At 48.8% G+C, this 16,132-nt stretch carries 15 protein-coding genes; 13 read left to right on the forward strand and 2 right to left on the reverse strand.

Annotation, left to right across the window (positions count from 1 at the left end; all coding sequences use genetic code 11):
* Nucleotides 1-159: 159 nt before the first annotated feature.
* Entirely contained in the window at nucleotides 160-594 is a 435-nt protein-coding gene (locus V3330_RS14355; protein ID WP_354696131.1) for a BLUF domain-containing protein, read from the reverse strand.
* A 241-nt stretch (nucleotides 595-835) separates the two neighbouring features.
* Between V3330_RS14355 and V3330_RS14360 the strand changes: the two genes are divergently transcribed.
* The 9 genes from V3330_RS14360 (at nucleotide 836) to V3330_RS14400 (ending at nucleotide 9,060) form a co-directional block, all read left to right on the forward strand.
* Nucleotides 836-1,882, forward strand: coding sequence for a tyrosine-type recombinase/integrase (locus V3330_RS14360; protein ID WP_354696132.1), 1,047 nt, complete (start codon nucleotides 836-838; stop codon nucleotides 1,880-1,882).
* A 58-nt stretch (nucleotides 1,883-1,940) separates the two neighbouring features.
* Nucleotides 1,941-2,636 (forward strand): hypothetical protein, encoded by a 696-nt coding sequence (locus V3330_RS14365; RefSeq protein ID WP_354696133.1) that lies wholly within the window; start codon nucleotides 1,941-1,943, stop codon nucleotides 2,634-2,636.
* Between the two features lie 74 nt (nucleotides 2,637-2,710).
* On the forward strand, nucleotides 2,711-2,935 hold the full coding sequence (locus tag V3330_RS14370; protein WP_354696134.1) for a helix-turn-helix transcriptional regulator: 225 nt from the start codon (nucleotides 2,711-2,713) through the stop codon (nucleotides 2,933-2,935).
* A 563-nt stretch (nucleotides 2,936-3,498) separates the two neighbouring features.
* Nucleotides 3,499-4,686, forward strand: a complete 1,188-nt coding sequence (locus tag V3330_RS14375; RefSeq protein WP_354696135.1) for a type IV secretory system conjugative DNA transfer family protein — start codon at nucleotides 3,499-3,501, stop codon at nucleotides 4,684-4,686.
* Nucleotides 4,686-5,147, forward strand: a complete 462-nt coding sequence (locus tag V3330_RS14380) for an MFS transporter (protein ID WP_354696136.1) — start codon at nucleotides 4,686-4,688, stop codon at nucleotides 5,145-5,147. Before V3330_RS14375 ends, V3330_RS14380 begins: the two co-directional genes overlap by 1 nt.
* Before the next feature lie 50 nt (nucleotides 5,148-5,197).
* Entirely contained in the window at nucleotides 5,198-6,901 is a 1,704-nt protein-coding gene (locus V3330_RS14385; RefSeq protein ID WP_354696137.1) for a type IV secretion system DNA-binding domain-containing protein, read from the forward strand.
* 151 nt (nucleotides 6,902-7,052) lie between these two features.
* Nucleotides 7,053-7,988, forward strand: coding sequence for a replication-relaxation family protein (locus V3330_RS14390; protein ID WP_354696138.1), 936 nt, complete (start codon nucleotides 7,053-7,055; stop codon nucleotides 7,986-7,988).
* 29 nt (nucleotides 7,989-8,017) lie between these two features.
* A complete protein-coding gene (locus V3330_RS14395; RefSeq protein WP_354696139.1) occupies nucleotides 8,018-8,617 on the forward strand; it encodes a hypothetical protein in 600 nt (199 codons plus the stop codon).
* The gene (locus tag V3330_RS14400; protein ID WP_354696140.1) at nucleotides 8,614-9,060 is read left to right on the forward strand and encodes a JAB domain-containing protein; all 447 of its coding nucleotides are present in this window, start codon (nucleotides 8,614-8,616) and stop codon (nucleotides 9,058-9,060) included. Before V3330_RS14395 ends, V3330_RS14400 begins: the two co-directional genes overlap by 4 nt.
* Before the next feature lie 527 nt (nucleotides 9,061-9,587).
* Here the strand turns inward: V3330_RS14400 and V3330_RS14405 are convergent.
* Nucleotides 9,588-9,761, reverse strand: coding sequence for a hypothetical protein (locus tag V3330_RS14405; RefSeq protein WP_354696141.1), 174 nt, complete (start codon nucleotides 9,759-9,761; stop codon nucleotides 9,588-9,590).
* A 179-nt stretch (nucleotides 9,762-9,940) separates the two neighbouring features.
* On the opposite strand from V3330_RS14405, the gene V3330_RS14410 reads away from it, so the two are divergent.
* From V3330_RS14410 to V3330_RS14425, 4 genes are read left to right on the forward strand one after another with little or no spacing between them, the layout of a single operon-like run.
* The gene (locus V3330_RS14410; RefSeq protein ID WP_354696142.1) at nucleotides 9,941-11,233 is read left to right on the forward strand and encodes a TolC family protein; all 1,293 of its coding nucleotides are present in this window, start codon (nucleotides 9,941-9,943) and stop codon (nucleotides 11,231-11,233) included.
* Nucleotides 11,230-12,375, forward strand: coding sequence for an efflux RND transporter periplasmic adaptor subunit (locus V3330_RS14415; protein ID WP_354696143.1), 1,146 nt, complete (start codon nucleotides 11,230-11,232; stop codon nucleotides 12,373-12,375). Before V3330_RS14410 ends, V3330_RS14415 begins: the two co-directional genes overlap by 4 nt.
* A gap of 9 nt (nucleotides 12,376-12,384) precedes the next feature.
* Entirely contained in the window at nucleotides 12,385-15,480 is a 3,096-nt protein-coding gene (locus V3330_RS14420; RefSeq protein WP_354696144.1) for an efflux RND transporter permease subunit, read from the forward strand.
* Nucleotides 15,477-16,079 (forward strand): cation diffusion facilitator family transporter, encoded by a 603-nt coding sequence (locus V3330_RS14425; RefSeq protein WP_354696145.1) that lies wholly within the window; start codon nucleotides 15,477-15,479, stop codon nucleotides 16,077-16,079. Before V3330_RS14420 ends, V3330_RS14425 begins: the two co-directional genes overlap by 4 nt.
* The last annotated feature ends 53 nt before the right edge of the window (nucleotides 16,080-16,132 follow it).

Consider the following 16,132-nt stretch of genomic DNA (forward strand, 5'->3'; position numbering starts at 1 on the left):
GTTAGAGCGGCACAGGCTACTTCACCTCGCCCGCTCTTCCCACATCAGTGGCGTTGCACTTCGGGGTTTAATCCAAGACGGTCTGTTGCTATAAAGCTCATTATTTCAGACAGTTATGCTGGCCCGACCCCCTGGGCCCCCTGGGTTCTAGACCGAACCTCAGAGTTCCGCTCTCATCTGGCGTTCCCAGAAGGCGCGCAACAATTTTCTGCCAGTCGCACGCGGAGATGCTGATCGACCGTCTTCACCGCCGGTCTCCCAGCTCGCGCCCGTCAAGCGGGACAACTCTGTTTCGTGGGCAATCGCGAAACCCATGTTCCAATCCGCAAATTCGCGCTCGTTTACGGGTTGATCGAGTATCTTGACCAGACCCTGGTGCCGCGGATCGGTCTGAATGGTCTTGAAGATTTTTCGGAGGTTTTCTTCTTCGCCCTCGATGTACTGCATGAAGTTACCATCGCAATACAGCAGGAGCCCGGTGACCCCAAGCTTCTGATTCTTGCGACGCGCACGGGCCAACAGCTGCTCGAGTTCATCCGGCTGCATCAGGTGCACCGCCGAACTCACGTAAACGATGGCATGGAGGCCGGGCATTTTAGAGATCTGTTCCCCTTCGAAACGAGGTACGGAAAGGCGATTGGGTGAGCGAAATGGAATGGTGCCGGCAGGGTGACTCGAACACCCGACCTACGCATTACGAATTTGTTGGTAGGGGTATCCATGAGCTCCCATGCCATACCAACACCTGTTTAATATCAACAACTTCTGTACTTACCCCTTCCCATGCATTACCATGTTAGGCACACCATAAACACGGTAATTGTGAGCCTAAAACGTGCCTAAAGCCAGACTGACAGACCTTTCAGTACAGCGTCTAAAGTGGGATGGCAAACAAACTATTACCTGGGATACAACTCTTCCAGGGTTCGGAGTTCGTGTCGGTAAGAACAAAAAAACCTTCCTTATTATGGTAGGGAAAGAGCGGCGAAAAGTCACAATTGGACACTATCCTGACGACAAACTGAAAGACGCACGGAACAAGGCCAAGAGCGCACTGCTTAAAGTCCATCATCCAAAGACTGATACCGAGTCACTTAAAGAAGAATACCTGGAAGATGTAAAGCTACGCCTCGCTGAAAAGACTTATACAGGCTACAAAACCAATTTGGATAATTTTGATTTTGAAGTGACCTCTCTAACGCTCGTGGAGGCGAGATCGTACCTCTCCCAATATGATGACGCCCCTCAGAACCAAAACAACGCCTTTCGCGCCCTCAGAGCGTTCCTGAATTGGTGCGTTCGAGAAGGACATATTGACCACCATCCTTTGCAGGGTCTACCGGAACCAAACAAGTTCCCGAGTCGGGATCGTGTTCTCTCGGATGAAGAGCTGATAAAGATCTGGGAACATACCGACTTTCACCCTTATGGTCACATTGTTCGTTGCCTGATGCTCTCGGGCCAGCGAATGTCACAGATTTGGAAAGCACAGCCTGAATGGATTGGTGATGGTGTAATCACTTTTCCAAAAGAAATAATGAAGGGAAAGGAGTCACACACAATCCCCCTCACCCCTCTCATGGCTGAGTATTTCAAGCCACCATTTGTTTTCAATGGTTGGAGTAAATCAAAGGCGCGGCTCGATAAGAAGTGTGGCGTTACCGGATGGCGCTTGCACGATTTGAGACGCACACTCGCCACCAACTGTGCAAAACTTGGTATTCCCATCCATGTAGTTGAGAAGGTTCTCGATCACAAATCGGGCACGGTTTCCGGCATCGTTGCGGTGTACAACCGATACTCATACCTGGGTGAGATGGAGAATGCGCTTCTAACGCACGAAAATCACTTGCATAGTATCTTTACTGCAAAAGACACCTAACGCCACACATAGCCTCTAAGGGCTAATCTGAGGCCGCATTTTTTGCTAGTCTTGGCCTATGAATGACAAGTTAAAAGAAGAATTAGAAAAAACCCCATATTCGAAACCTAAGTTTAGTGTCCTGCTCGGTTGGATCATTGCGATCCTTTCCATTGCCTTTTTCTTCTTTGTAATACCACCATTTTCACCAAGTGAGCGCTCTAAAACAGTCACGATGCCTAAGGTTCGTGAGTTTGTTCGTGTTGAATTGAACAAGGAATGGACTGATCCAATCTCACCCCCTTCCGGGAAGTGTGTTTGGTACGAAACAGTAAGAAATGTCGAGCATATGAAAACCACTGGTCAGAGGCTAGTGAATGGCGAGTGGGAGTTTTGGGATGCGAATACACAATACCCCTGGGACACTAATCGTTTTCGTGCGACCTACGAATTTTCTTATCTTCATTATGAGATTCGAACTCGTGAACAGTGCATTCAAGGCGTGAAGCTTGCTCCCAAATCTGAAATTACAGTTCGTCACGAACTAAAGGGTCATTGGTCTCATCCTATAGACCTAGAAAAAGGGACATGTGTGAAGTGGTGGGGTGCTGATTCCACGTATCGGGTTCAAATCAGCAGGGCCAAATTCGGAAGTGAGAATTGGGTTGATTGGGAACCTGGGATGAATTTTCACAGATTCCGTTTCGGTGCTCCTAGGGGTGAAACCGCTACGGTGTTCTGGCAACTGCGTCCTGCGGGACAATGCCGAGATTGACGTGCTACGCTACTCGGGCTTAGGCATAAACCCCTGAGCCATGCGCATGGCTCCTCATTTGGAGGAACCATCGCATGAAATTCTTGAGCAAAAAGCAGGTAGTGGAGAAAGTTGGCGTTTCGATTCAAACCATCGACCGATGGGAAAAGGAAGGACGTTTTCCCAAACGAGTACGCCTCCCTATTGGTGAGCCGCCTCGTGGTAAGAAATCCCGACCTGGATACTATCGCGTCGTGTGGATTGAGGAGGAAGTCGAAGACTTCATGCACCTCGTTGCACTAGAAGATCGGGCCTCCTAGTAATAGGAGTCTCAGGGGGCGGGCAACCGCCCCCACCTTACTTATACAGCTTACAATCCTGTCGCTATTTGTATGATAGATACTATGACTTTAAGTATCATAGTACTGCTCATACAACATACGGCTCCAGCTATTACCATGCCGCCAATGTCGCTCGTGGCTACGCCCCGAGACCTTCCCTTCTTTATGCTTTCTCTACAGAGAAAGTAAATCCATAAAGGACAAAACAAGTGAAGGTCTCGGCGCTCCGCTATCACTTCGCCCGAAGACGACATTGGCGGGACAATGCCGTACGTGCCTTCGATTAACCCACCACTACGGATTACCTTAGTATTGCACCCTACCGTCCTTACTATGTCACTGATTCCCCCTGCGTAAGCAGGGACATTACAGCTCAAATTTCACCGTACCAATACCATTTGTAAAGCTTCAATTCTTACTGTGAATGTTACAATTCCGTTGGACAGTTCTTCACAAACTAGCTAGCTAGTTTTTTCACGTTGGGACTCTACTTTTACCTGTTCTGGCCGAGCAGATGGAACGGTAATCGTGACAGTCCCGACATGATGAAGTTAGGATTTTACAATGATCTGGGAGAGTGGATTCCGTACAAAACAAAACGGCGCAATTTTTCTGTATTTGGACAATCAAATTCTGGCAAAAGACAAGTCATTCTCAATTCCGCTCTCTTCGATATTTATGACGGAAAAAATATCACGATCATCGGCGATGATGCCGTTGAAGAAATTTTAAAATTCATTCCAAGAAATCGACAAAAAGATGTTGTCTATTTCAATCCCGCACTTCAACCATTCAAATTTAACCCTCTTTACGATGTTCCCAGGAACGAGTTTTATGCTCGATCTGATGCAATTCTAAAAACCATTCATACGTTGCTCAATGCAAATATCGTTACCTCCACGTTGAATGATTACGTCGTTCTCACAACACTCTCCCACCTCCACATTTCAACAGAATCGAGCTCCCTAATTTCTCTCTATTACTTCCTGGTTGATCCAGATATTCGTCGTGACAGCCTCAAAGCCTTGCACGATCCAGCCCTCAAGAAGCACTGGAAAAAGTTCGAGAGATACACACCGAAAGAACAGCGAGACGAGATTAAGAGCACGCTCACTAAGCTTTCACCATTCGTGTTCAATCCAATGCTCAGAGATTGCCTGGTGCAACGGGGTAATCACCTAGACTTCAACAACAAGATCAACCTTATTTCCCTTAACTCCTCTGATATGGGTGAGAGCAGCGCCGCATTTATTGGTGCGCTCGTGCTAGCAACAATGGAGAGTCAGCAAGGATTAGATACTCAGCTTTACATACAAGACGCTGACCGCTTTGGTGGCCAGGGTGTAGGTGCTATTCTCAGGAAGAAAGGGCTTACCACAACCTTTACTGCCCGATCCCCGAATGACTTTAAAAACAGGAAGAATGAAGTTTTGAAGTCGTCTGAAATCATCTCATTTCGTGTGTCTTCTCACGATGCAAAAGAGCTTGTTGGTCAACTAAATGTTCCCCCTGGTGCAATCTCTCTTAACAGGCTCTGGGATCAACATGCGTATATCAGGGTAGGGAGCCGATGTAGGGAGCTTGGGTTCCCTGAACATAGGTTCCCACGGCCACCTCGTAATACCCGGGGTGGGACGAAACGTGTTGAACGAAGTATTATTGACAGGTGTTGGAAAGAACACACTGAAACTAAAGACGTTATTAAAAAGCGTTTGGAGGCATTCTACTAATGGACGGATATGTGTGGCCGGTAGTAATAAGCGCCCTTGCCGGTATCATCATTGGTGCGATCAATGGGTATAAAAACGCTCATTATCTTGTGAAGAAAGCACACTCTAAGATCGTGCTCGGCGGCATCCTGTTATGTGTCCCTTTCACGCTCTACTTCTCAATCGACAAGATTCCGCTTTTTACCCCTCTGTTTTATTTTCTTCCTGCATTTGGAATCACTTATTTATGGATCGGTTCTACCGTTATTGAGCAAACCAAAAGTGAGGAAGATGAGCTTCACTATGAAAAGATGAAAAAGAGGCGACGGACAAAAGAAGACATCCAAATGGAAATGGAACTTGATGATCTCTTAGCTGAGAAAGCACGTAGAGATGCAGCACGGGGGTTTGAGTCTCACATTACAGAGCTAAGTGATGACCAGTTAGATGATGCAATTAAACACGCGAGAAGTAAGAATTAGTGTCGTCATTTGCTGACAATGTACTCAGGGTTGTTCTTAAACAACCTGGTATGAAAGAAAAACTATCGCAGGATTTGATTGATTATTTATATCTTCTTCTCACCCGAGAGCAGAAGCAGGGATATCCGGTTTTCTACCATAAGCCTCGCGCTATAACGAACGAGCACGTGACTGTTCTAGCCAATGCTCTGGTAAAGATTTTTGAACGCTACGGTGAATTCAAGTTTGCCACCATAAATCCTGATGGTTTACAGATTCCCTTCTTCACAGCGTGTGGTTGGACTCACGAGGACGTGAACGAACGTCAAGCCCACATTCCAGTGGGGTTTCGTGAGCGCCTTCAAACTGAAAAAGAAGTTTTGAAGAACGGTCTTCTACCGCGAGGCCCGTTAGTTCTCAGTACTTACGCCAAGTTTTGGGGTGATCTGTTCATCCAGTCTGTTGGTATCTCTTTCAATGAAGATATTAAGTCTTCTCACATTCAAATCATTGGTGCAACAAAGGCCGGTAAAACTACGCTTCTTCAACAGCTCATAGCAGAGGATGTGAGGTCTGGTGCGTCGGTGATCGTGATGGATTCCAGTATGGACTTCATCAACAAGCTCAAGTATTCGGCAATTATCCCACCCGAGAAGCTACGCATAATTGATCCGCGAGATAGTGTATACCACCCGATTGCACTGAATATGTTTGATACAGGCCACGATGATCTTTCCAAACTCAAGAAGGATGAGCGCCTGTCATACATGACCAATTTAATTGGGATGCTTACGTTTCTCTTTAAATCAATCATGGGGGAAGACCTATCAGGCCACCAAGACGGGTTTCTTAAGTATTGCTGTCAGCTAATGCTTAGGGTTCCTGAGGCAACCGTTTTGACACTCATTGATCTGTTGGAGAACGGAACTGAAAAGTACCAGAAACACATCAATAAAATGTCTGAAGTTGCTCAGAGTTTTTTCAAGATAGCGTTTCCAGATGGGACTCGTATCAAGGATGAATTGGGTGTAACCAGGAGAGCAATTCATCGAAGGTTACTCTGGCTTCTTGATAATGATGTTTTCCGAAACTTCTTCACCTCTCCACAAAACAAATTTGATTTGTCAGAGATTATGGACAATGGAGAAGTACTGCTGATTTCGACTGATAGACCGCTTTTGGATCGAGCAGGTAGTGAGTTTATGGGGAGGTTCTTCATCTCCCTGCTGGATCAAGCCACTATGAGGAGGCTCTCGCCTTCGAACACTCAAAGAAATCCTGTGCGTGTCTACATCGACGAAGCTGGTGATTACTTTAAAAACGAGAGCCAGGTATTGGTTGATCTAATGGATAAGGCCCGCAAATGTAATGTCGGATTGACCGTAACTTCTCACGGCAAGGATCAGCTCGATAGTCATGTGTTCAGTGCTATTCGTCGAAGCTCTCATGTGAGGATCGTTGGCACACCTGATCCTGCTGAAATTCACACACTAAAACGTGAACTGAAGATTGATTACATTCCTGAAGAACCAGGTGCGTTTGCAGTAAATGTCAGGGGGCATGGTGCGGGCTTTATCGTTAGATCAAAATTGGGCGTTATTGAAAGTGAAGGTAAGAGATCAGAACGTGAAATGACGAACGTAATCAGAGAGAATAGAGCACGGTATTCTGTTAATGCCAAATCTTCACCTTCTCCGAAGAAAAAAGCAGAAATTATGCCAAAAAGCGACAAACCGAAGGTTGACCCACACGACCCCTTGGCACCCCTCGACTAACCACTTATCCCCATGCTGACTGATGTGTCAGCGTCATACTCCGTGTTATACAGCTTGTATGACACAGGCAGCAAAATCTACCAAACACAAACACTACGATTCACTCGGAAGGAGGAAACGTGACGCCCCACCTCTTCCTTCAAGTGATCCAATGGAAATCAAGAAAATACACCTGGATCTTTGCGAGCTCATTCACCTCAATGGCGGTTACATAACAACTGCCCTATTGCATGAATTGGCCCGAATCAAAGGAATCGCCAGGCAAAAAGCGAATACTTATACTGCTAAAAATGTTTGTGACATGAAGAATGATTTAGGTCTCATTCATCGTCCACCTGAATTCGATAAGGTTAAAGATAGCTACCAGAACCCAAGCCTCTATGCCCTCACTGACAAGGCAATACGGATTCTCAAGGAAATTGGGCGCTTTAACGAATATGCACCCTCTCCTCATGGCTGGATTAAGCACCAGATGATGACCGCCACGCTCTATCAAATTTTTCAGATCAGTGCCCATGAATCCGGCATTAAATTCGTACCTCAACATCAACTGATGCCCAAGAAACCTCATATCTGGGTCAACGAGAGCAAAAAGATCAAGGTAATTCCTGATGCTGTCTTCATGCTTGAATATGAGGATCACCCCGCAGCTTTCTTTCTTGAAATAGATCGTGGGACAGAAAAAGGCGTTTCCACTGGACACAAGACCTGGGGAAAATCCATCAAGTACTACCAGCAAATATTCAAGAAGAAGCTTTATAGCCAGATTCTTGACCTACCTGAGAACCATCAAGCTTATCTGGCTACTGTTACTACCAGTGCACTGATGCATAAGAAGATTCTCAAAACCATTGCTCGTTACTTTAAAGGCGGGTCAGCGTTCCTACTCACCTACACGACCAGGGCATTTGGGCACCTGCCAACTGACTACTTCCCCCCACGATACTTCGATATTCTAAATGAAAGCTTTGAACGCCATGAGTACCCGCCAATCAAGCTCAACAGGAGAGCTATAAAAACTTTAAAATCAGATAGTTATAGCACAATCATCCCTCGACAAATCCTCCGTAAATGGTACAAAGAATAAGCTAGTTCTTTGCAAAGGAGGAAACCAAAATGGCACGCTTCGACAAGATACGTGAAGCAGCCCATATCAACGATGTGGCTCGCAAATACTTGCGTCTGAAACTTGAAGGAGATGACAACGGAGTTCTCCGTTGTCACTGTCCCAGGTGTCAACCTAATAAAGAAGGAAGAGGAGTTTTGACAATCAAGTCAACTCAGGCTGATCCCAAGCGCCGTTACTTCTCATGCCACAAATCGGAAGATTGGGGCGATTGCATTTCACTCGTGGCCCATTGCCACAACATCTCATTACATGAAGCCGGTGAGCAACTGGCTAAGTGGTGTTTGGATGAGGACTCTGAGGTAAGTCAATCTGATTCCGCACCAGAACCTCAGGCAGAGAAGCCTAAGGCATCAAAAGGATTTGATCCTGTTAAGTACGCACGTCATCTCCATCAGGAGCAGGAAGATGTTTCTGAGTTCGGTATCCTGGCCGAATTGTGTGAAGAAGTCGGCGGCATGGGCCGTTCCCCAAAGGGAATAAATCGAGGCAAACTGGCAATTCCGCTCCGCAAGGAAGATGGCACTCTCGTCGCCTACATGGGCGTTGATGGTGATGTCATTGTTCCGAAAGAATGGAGGATTGCATGACCCGGTCCCAAGAGGACCACATCATCGAAAACGCATTGAAAATCCTTCGCAAGCGATTTGAAAATCAAGAATCGCTTACTTCCCCTCAAGACACCAAAAATTACCTTGCTGTGAAGCTCACTGAGACACAGCGAGAGCAATTCTATGTCCTTTTCCTGAGTACCAGGCATCACGTCCTGAAACTCAAGAAATTGTTTGAGGGTACGCTCGATGGAGCGGCCGTGTACCCGCGGGAGGTAGTTAAGGAAGCTCTGCAAGTCAATGCAGGTGCGGTGATCCTCTGTCACAACCATCCAAGTGGGGTTTCAGAACCCTCACTCGCGGATCAAGCGATCACCCGACGAATCAAGGAAGCGTTGGGTACGGTAGACATCCGTGTTCTCGACCACTTTGTAGTCGCTGGAGGTGAATGTATCTCGATGGCGGAAAGAGGTCTGGTATAAGCAGGTTTCAACTTTGGTCTATTAGACACTCAGTAAATGGGTGTCTTTTTTTGAACACACACAGTAGTAAATGTAACGGAACATGCCATGAGATTAGTTTTCCACTTGATAAACCAATAATTTCAATGTGGCACGGTAAAATTAGAGTATGAGAACAAAATCTGTACATCTATGTGATGCGATTTCACTCACAAGCTCGGACACGGCTGTGGGTGAAACCCATCGAATGGTGAAAGAAGAACTCGTATCAAAAGAGATATTTCCTGATACAGACTCCATCCCCCCCGACCTCATCAAATTTGTAATCGAAAGCTGGGGGCAGGTATATGAGGCTGGCTACCAAGATGGGCGTGCTGCACGATGTGCCTGAGAATTAAAATTCCCCAACCCACAGTTTTCAGCATTAGACTCTAGATATTCAATTTGATTGATCCCAGGCTCGCGGAGAGCTTTTTTATGGGATAAACCATGAACCAGTGCTGCTTTTCCGTTATCCTTGCCCCCCTATGAAGTCAGTCTTTTGCCAATTACTTGCCATAACAATGCTTTTCATGAGCACCGAAGGCCTGTGGGATATGGCAAAAGAAGCGCACCCACACAGTGACATCTACGCTCACCAAATCGATGAGCATCAACACCAAATCGATGGCGAAGACCCGCTGGCTGATGATTGTGAAGATCAATGCAGTAACTATTGTCATGGCCATTTCTCCGCTCTTCTCGCCATTGACATACGAATCACGTCAAATGCTGAACCGAGGTACCAGATTCTGACTTCTGCACCTTATTCTGCCCAACCGCAAGCACCCCCTACTCCTCCCCCGAACGTCTAACCATTCCTGATTGATTGCACGGGCACTTGGAAACAGGTGCGCGTTATTTGTTATTGCACAAGGAATGGATAGACATGCGTTTACCAATTCAGGGCATGGCGCTCATATTGAGCTTCCTGCCAATTATTGCCTGGCCGAATAATGAGATTCGGCCAACCGAGAACCTGTTATTCGAAAGACACCCCGATCCGGCGCTTTCAGAATTCGTCAGGACCGTAGTTGAGACTAATCCCCGAGTTCAGGCTGCAATGGCGGCTCTAGAAGCATCCCGCGCGTACGAATCCGCTGCTGGCAAGCCGCTCTACAACCCCGAGTTGGAAGCTGGCTATGAGAGTGCGGTGGACGACACATGGGAAGTCGGTATTGGTCAAACATTTGACTGGTCGGGGAAACGCAAGGCGCGCGAGCGTGTGGCCGCATCGGACCGTTACACCAGCGAAGCAGCCTATGAAGCCGTTCGCCGAGAAGTTTCAGTAAATCTGTTGTCCGGGCTTGCAGCTTTCCAGACCGGTAAGCAGCGTGAGTCTCTAGCAGCTGAACGCGTAGAGATCATGGAGGACTTTTCAGAGCTGGCACAAAGGCGGTTTGCTGCGGGCGACCTGACCCAGGTTGAAGCTGATCTTGCAACACTCGCCTCTGTAGATGCTCAAATCCAGCGAGCAACGGCTGCGGCTGACCTGGCTGAAGCCACTCAAGTAGTCCGTTCACTTACCCTGGCCAGTGCCTCTGATCAGTGGCCGATGATCGATACAGATTTACCACGCGCAGCAACGATAGACGATCCACAGAGATTTGTTTTAAGCCTGCCTGAAATCCAGGTCGCACAACGCAGACTCGACGCAGCCAACGCAGCGATTGAATTACGTGAAAGTGAGCGTAAACCTGATCCGAGACTGAGCCTTCGCGGGGGCAGAGAAGATGATTCAACTCTAGTTGGCATCAACCTCTCCATACCGCTTTACATCCGAAACAACTACAAGTTCGAGGTGTCGGCGGCTGTGGCTGAACGAGACCAGGTTCAGCAAATCTTCGATGACAAGTTACGTCACGCATACGCTCGCCTTCTCAGTGCTTCCGAACGGTATCAACTTTCACGGGATGCCTGGGAAGGATGGCAGCGCATTGGTCAAGCCAGCCTGCAAAGGCAAGTCGAGTTGTTGCGGCGGTTGTGGGAAGCCGGCGAGCTAAGCACCACGGACTACCTGGTTCAACTCCAACAGACGCTGGACACACGATGGAATGCACTGAACCTCGAACTCACCATGTGGAATGCGTGGTTTGAATGGCTGGCGGCTACAGGATCAGCAGACAACTGGTTGGGGTTGGAGAACACACCATGACTGGCACCAGACAACCAAAATTCCCGGAGAATTTCAAAATGAAAATCATCACAAGTGCCGTAATGAGCCTGTTGGTTTGCTTCGGACCATCATTCGTATTTGCACAGGAAGACCACGCAGAGGAAGAAGCCTCTCTTGTTTTCACATCTGAGGAACTCGCAGCAGCTGGCATCACCGTCGCGACCGTATCCGTTGAATCACTAAGGGAAACACTAAGAATTCCTGCCGAAGTTCAGACCAATGCGTATCAAACAGCCAGGGTCACACCACGAATTCAGGCGCAGGTCGTCAACCGACATGCCCAACTGGGAGACCACATAGAACGTGGCCAATCTCTCGTCACCCTATCCAGCGTTGTAATGGCTGAAGCACAGGGAGAACTGATCGTCGCGGACAGGGAATGGCAGCGAGTTAGCTCCCTGGGGCGCAAGGCAGTCGGAGAGAGCCGTTACATTGAAGCTGAGGTGGCCCGGCAACAGGCTTTCGCCAAGGTTATCGCTTATGGCATGCAGGATGAACAGGCTCTGGATTTACTACAACCTGGCAATGCTACAAAGGCTGTAGGCAACTTTGACCTGCTTTCACCCATCGCCGGAACAGTTTTGATGGACAGGTTTGTTACAGGTGAACTCATCGAGCCCGGCCGCGTGCTGTTTGAAATCAGTGACGAATCCGTTCTGTGGGTTGAAGGTGGTTTGACTTCGAATAATCTTGCCAATGTCGAAATTGGAGATCCCGCGCGAGTCAGCGTCAATGGTTCAGACTGGTTTGATGGACACGTTGTACAACTTGATCATCAACTGAATGAAACCACCCGGACCCAGGCTGTCCGTATTGCGGTCGATAACCTGTCCGACAGTCTTCACCCGGGACAATTTGCCGAGGCTGAAATAACCATCGGCCCCGGCACGCCTCAAATTGCAGTTCCCAATTCAGCCCTGACGCTCGTAAAAGGCTTCCCGGTTGTGTTCAAGCTGGAGGATGGCGACGAATTTCATCCGGATTTGGTGGAAATCGGCCAGGTCATTGGTGACTGGACAGTCATCAATGAAGGGATAGAGGCAGGTGATGAGATTGCAGTTGAGGGGATATTCCATCTTAAGTCGCTGTTACTCAAATCCTCGATTGGCGATGCGCACTAGGAGCAGAACATGTTGGAAAAACTTGTAGAATCGGCACTCCGATACAAATTCCTTGTGCTTATCGCGTTCGCAGTGGTGGCCTTTCTTGGCTGGCGCGCGGTGATCACAGTCCCTGTTGACGCTTTCCCGGACGTCACACCCACCCAGGTCAACATTTACACCGAATCACCCGGCCTTGCCGCAGAGGATGTGGAGCAATTACTGACTTTTCCCATCGAGTCCGGCATGGCCGGATTACCCAGCGTCGAAGAAATCAGATCAGTCAGCCTGTTTGGCCTGTCCTATGTGGCCGTTTATTTCTCAGACGACATGGATATCTATTTTGCCAGGCGACTGGTCATGGAGCGTTTGCAGGAGGTCGCAGATCGAATCCCCGAGGGGTACGGCACGCCTGAAATGGGGCCAAACACCTCCGGTCTGGGGCAAGTTTTCTGGTACACCCTGGAGCGCGCTGACGAGCAATTGAACGCAGCGATTACTGATGCTGACTTGCGAACCATTCATGACTGGAACGTGAGGCTCATATTGCGAACCGCTCCGGGGGTGGACGATGTTATGTCCTGGGGTGGTCAGGAAAAGCAGTACCAGGTTGTCATAGATCCGCTTCAACTGATCAAGTATGACCTGAGCTACACCGACATCATGAAGATCATCGAAGCAAACAATCGGCAGGTGGGTGGACAGTACATCAACCAGGGGTCAGAGCAATTCCTTGTCCGTGGACTTGGGTTGGTTGAAGACCTTCACGATCTGGGCGGGATGGTTGTCAAAGTCGAAGATGGGACTCCCGTATTTTTGCGCGATGTGGCCGAAATAGCAGAGGGTGCCGGATTGAGGTTTGGCGCTGTAACCCGTGATGGCAAGGAAGTCGTACTTGGAATGGCACTCTCCCGAATCGGCGAGAACGCTGCCAATGTTGTTGAAGCCGTGAAGGAAAAAACCAGTATTGTCGAAGATTCACTTCCGGATGGTGTAAAGCTTCGCCCTGTTTATGACCGGACCGAGTTGGTTGACAAAGCAGTCTGGACAGCAGTGAAAGCCCTAATTGAAGGTTCGCTGCTGGTGGCCCTTGTACTGTTCCTGTTCCTGGGTGAACTGCGCTCTTCCCTCGTCGTTATTTCCGCACTGCCGCTGGCCATGTTGATCGCTTTCATCTTCATGGGTCAGACCGGTTTGTCGGCTAACCTGATGTCATTGGCTGGCCTTGCGGTCGGGATTGGCATGATGGTTGATGGCGCGGTAGTGATGGTCGAAAACGCATTCCGGATCATGGCTGAGCGAAAAGCTTCAGGTGAAGAGGTCAACCGTACTCAGGCCGTACTGGCAGCAGCCCGGGAGGTTGCAAATCCAATCGCATTCGCCATTTTGATCATCATTGTCGTATTCATTCCGCTATTTGCACTGGAAGGGCTGGAAGGAAAACTCTTCAAGCCGATGGCGTTCAACATCAGTTTCGCCATGGCGGGATCGTTGGTGCTGACATTGACACTTATCCCGGTTCTAGCGGCTCTCATCCTGAAGCCAAAGGAAGAACGTGACACCTGGTTGGTGCGGGTTATTAAAAACCGATATCTGCCATTCCTCACCTGGTCTCTTGACCATAAGAAACCGGTAGTCACCACAGCCGGAGCATTACTGGTTGTTAGCCTTGCCCTGTTTCCCTTCCTCGGTAAGGAATTCATGCCACAACTTCAGGAGGGTTCGATTATGTGGCGTGTTACTTCCATACCGTCAACTTCGCTGGAGCAGTCCATCCAGGTTTCCAAGGACATCGAAAATGCCTTGACTCAATTTCCCGAGGTCAGCACAACTGTCGCCATGATCGGGAGAGCAGAAAAAGGTGAAACCGCTGATGTGAACTACATGGAAATTTATACGGAACTCAAGCCTCCTGATGAATGGGACAGCGACCGGGATATCGAAGAATTGGCGGTCGCCATGCGGGAGACGCTTGAAGATGTTGTTCCTACGGCAGTGATTGCATTCACACAGCCTATCCAGATGCGCGTGGAAGAACTGATCTCTGGAGTTCGGGCCACCCTGGCGGCAAAAATATATGGCGAAGACCTCTCTGAACTCGATCGACTGAGCGCGGAAGTCAAAAATGTCATAGCCAGGGTTGACGGTGTTGCAGACCTTTCGCTGGAGGCGAATATCGGCAAACCGCAGATACGAATTCAGGTCGACCGGGACAGTCTGGCGCGCTATGGACTCAATGCCGATGATGTCCTCGCCGTTGTCAGAACCGGCATTGGAAATGAGCCAGTATCGACCCTGATTGATGGTGTTCGCAGATTCGACATAACTGCGAGGCTCGACGATGACAGCAAAAGCTCTATTCAGGCCATTGAACGCATCCCGTTGAAAACTGCGACAGGCGCAATTGTTCCGCTGGCATCAGTTGCGGACATCACGGTGGCGGAAGGGTATTCCTTCATCCGCAGAGAGCAGTTGCAACGATATGCCGTGATTCAAATGGACGTGCGTGGTCGTGATGTCGACGGTTTCGTTGGTGATGCTAACGAACTCATTGAATCCGAGATTGAGTTACCACCGGGATACTGGATCGAATGGGGTGGCTCATTTGAGAATCAGCAAAGAGCCCTGACCCGGCTTTCAATCATTGTGCCGCTGACCATTTTCTTCATTTTCGTCTTGCTCTACACCGCATTCAATTCGATCAAGTACGCCACGCTGATTATCGCCAATGTACCATTCGCCACCATCGGCGGTCTGGTTGCATTGTTCATCAGTGGACAGTACGTTTCAGTTCCATCAGCCATCGGGTTCATTGCCGTTTTTGGCGTGGCCATGTTGAATGGAATTGTGCTCGTCAGTTTCATCAATGAATTGCGGGAGAAGGGATTGAGCGTTTCCGAGGCTGTGAGACAAGGTGCAGAAATGCGGCTACGACCCGTATTGATGACTGCGTGCGTTGCGGTGCTTGGATTGATCCCGATGCTCTTGTCATCAGGTGTTGGCGCTGAAACCCAAAGGCCACTCGCATCCGTTGTAATCGGGGGTTTGATTACATCAACCCTTCTAACGCTGGTGCTCCTACCCGTGATTTACGAGTGGATGGAAACCCGGAAGGAAACACAATGACCGATTGTGGTTGTGCAGCACCTGAAGTGAAAACAGCACAGGAGCGCCGCGTGCTTTACATCGCTCTGGTATTGAACGCGGCCATGGCAGTAATCGGTGGCCTGGCAGGCTGGTACGCCCAGTCTTCCGGGCTGCTTGCCGATGCGCTGGATATGCTTGCCGATGCTGCCGCGTATTCGATTGCGTTGTTGGCCATTGGCCGCACGGCATTATTCAAGACCAGGGCTGCGACACTTAGCGGCGGTATCTTGTTAATACTTGGCGCCGGTATCCTCTTCGAAGTCGGCCGCCGACTGATCTATGGCGCTGAACCATTGAGTGAATGGATGATCGGAACGGCTTTGTTGTCCCTTGTCGTCAATCTGACAGTACTACGGTTGCTGGCACCGATGAAGTCAGGCGAGGTGCACCTGCGAGCAACGTGGCTGTTTACTCGCGCTGATGTTGTTGCGAACCTGGGCGTAATTCTCGCTGGTGTGTTGGTTTACTGGCTCCGTGTGCCATATCCGGACTACGTTATCGGGACACTAATTGGACTCTACGTGATCAAAGAGGCAATTGAGATACTGCGGGATGCCAGGTCGGAGACTGCCGAGTGAAAGAAACCACCGCGAACGACACTCACGCAATGCTGATACGAATAAAGTTCTAT

This window comes from Elongatibacter sediminis, from assembly GCF_037892215.1.
GTDB lineage: Bacteria > Pseudomonadota > Gammaproteobacteria > Xanthomonadales > SZUA-36 > Elongatibacter > Elongatibacter sediminis.

Coding starts and splice junctions, on each gene's coding strand:
- V3330_RS14355 (WP_354696131.1), bottom strand. CDS start 594: ATGCCCGGCCTCCATGCCATCGTTTACGTGAGTTCGGCGGTGCACCTG.
- V3330_RS14365 (WP_354696133.1), top strand. CDS start 1,941: ATGAATGACAAGTTAAAAGAAGAATTAGAAAAAACCCCATATTCGAAA.
- V3330_RS14370 (WP_354696134.1), top strand. CDS start 2,711: ATGAAATTCTTGAGCAAAAAGCAGGTAGTGGAGAAAGTTGGCGTTTCG.
- V3330_RS14375 (WP_354696135.1), top strand. CDS start 3,499: ATGATGAAGTTAGGATTTTACAATGATCTGGGAGAGTGGATTCCGTAC.
- V3330_RS14380 (WP_354696136.1), top strand. CDS start 4,686: ATGGACGGATATGTGTGGCCGGTAGTAATAAGCGCCCTTGCCGGTATC.
- V3330_RS14385 (WP_354696137.1), top strand. CDS start 5,198: ATGAAAGAAAAACTATCGCAGGATTTGATTGATTATTTATATCTTCTT.
- V3330_RS14390 (WP_354696138.1), top strand. CDS start 7,053: ATGGAAATCAAGAAAATACACCTGGATCTTTGCGAGCTCATTCACCTC.
- V3330_RS14395 (WP_354696139.1), top strand. CDS start 8,018: ATGGCACGCTTCGACAAGATACGTGAAGCAGCCCATATCAACGATGTG.
- V3330_RS14400 (WP_354696140.1), top strand. CDS start 8,614: ATGACCCGGTCCCAAGAGGACCACATCATCGAAAACGCATTGAAAATC.
- V3330_RS14405 (WP_354696141.1), bottom strand. CDS start 9,761: ATGACAATAGTTACTGCATTGATCTTCACAATCATCAGCCAGCGGGTC.
- V3330_RS14415 (WP_354696143.1), top strand. CDS start 11,230: ATGACTGGCACCAGACAACCAAAATTCCCGGAGAATTTCAAAATGAAA.
- V3330_RS14420 (WP_354696144.1), top strand. CDS start 12,385: ATGTTGGAAAAACTTGTAGAATCGGCACTCCGATACAAATTCCTTGTG.
- V3330_RS14425 (WP_354696145.1), top strand. CDS start 15,477: ATGACCGATTGTGGTTGTGCAGCACCTGAAGTGAAAACAGCACAGGAG.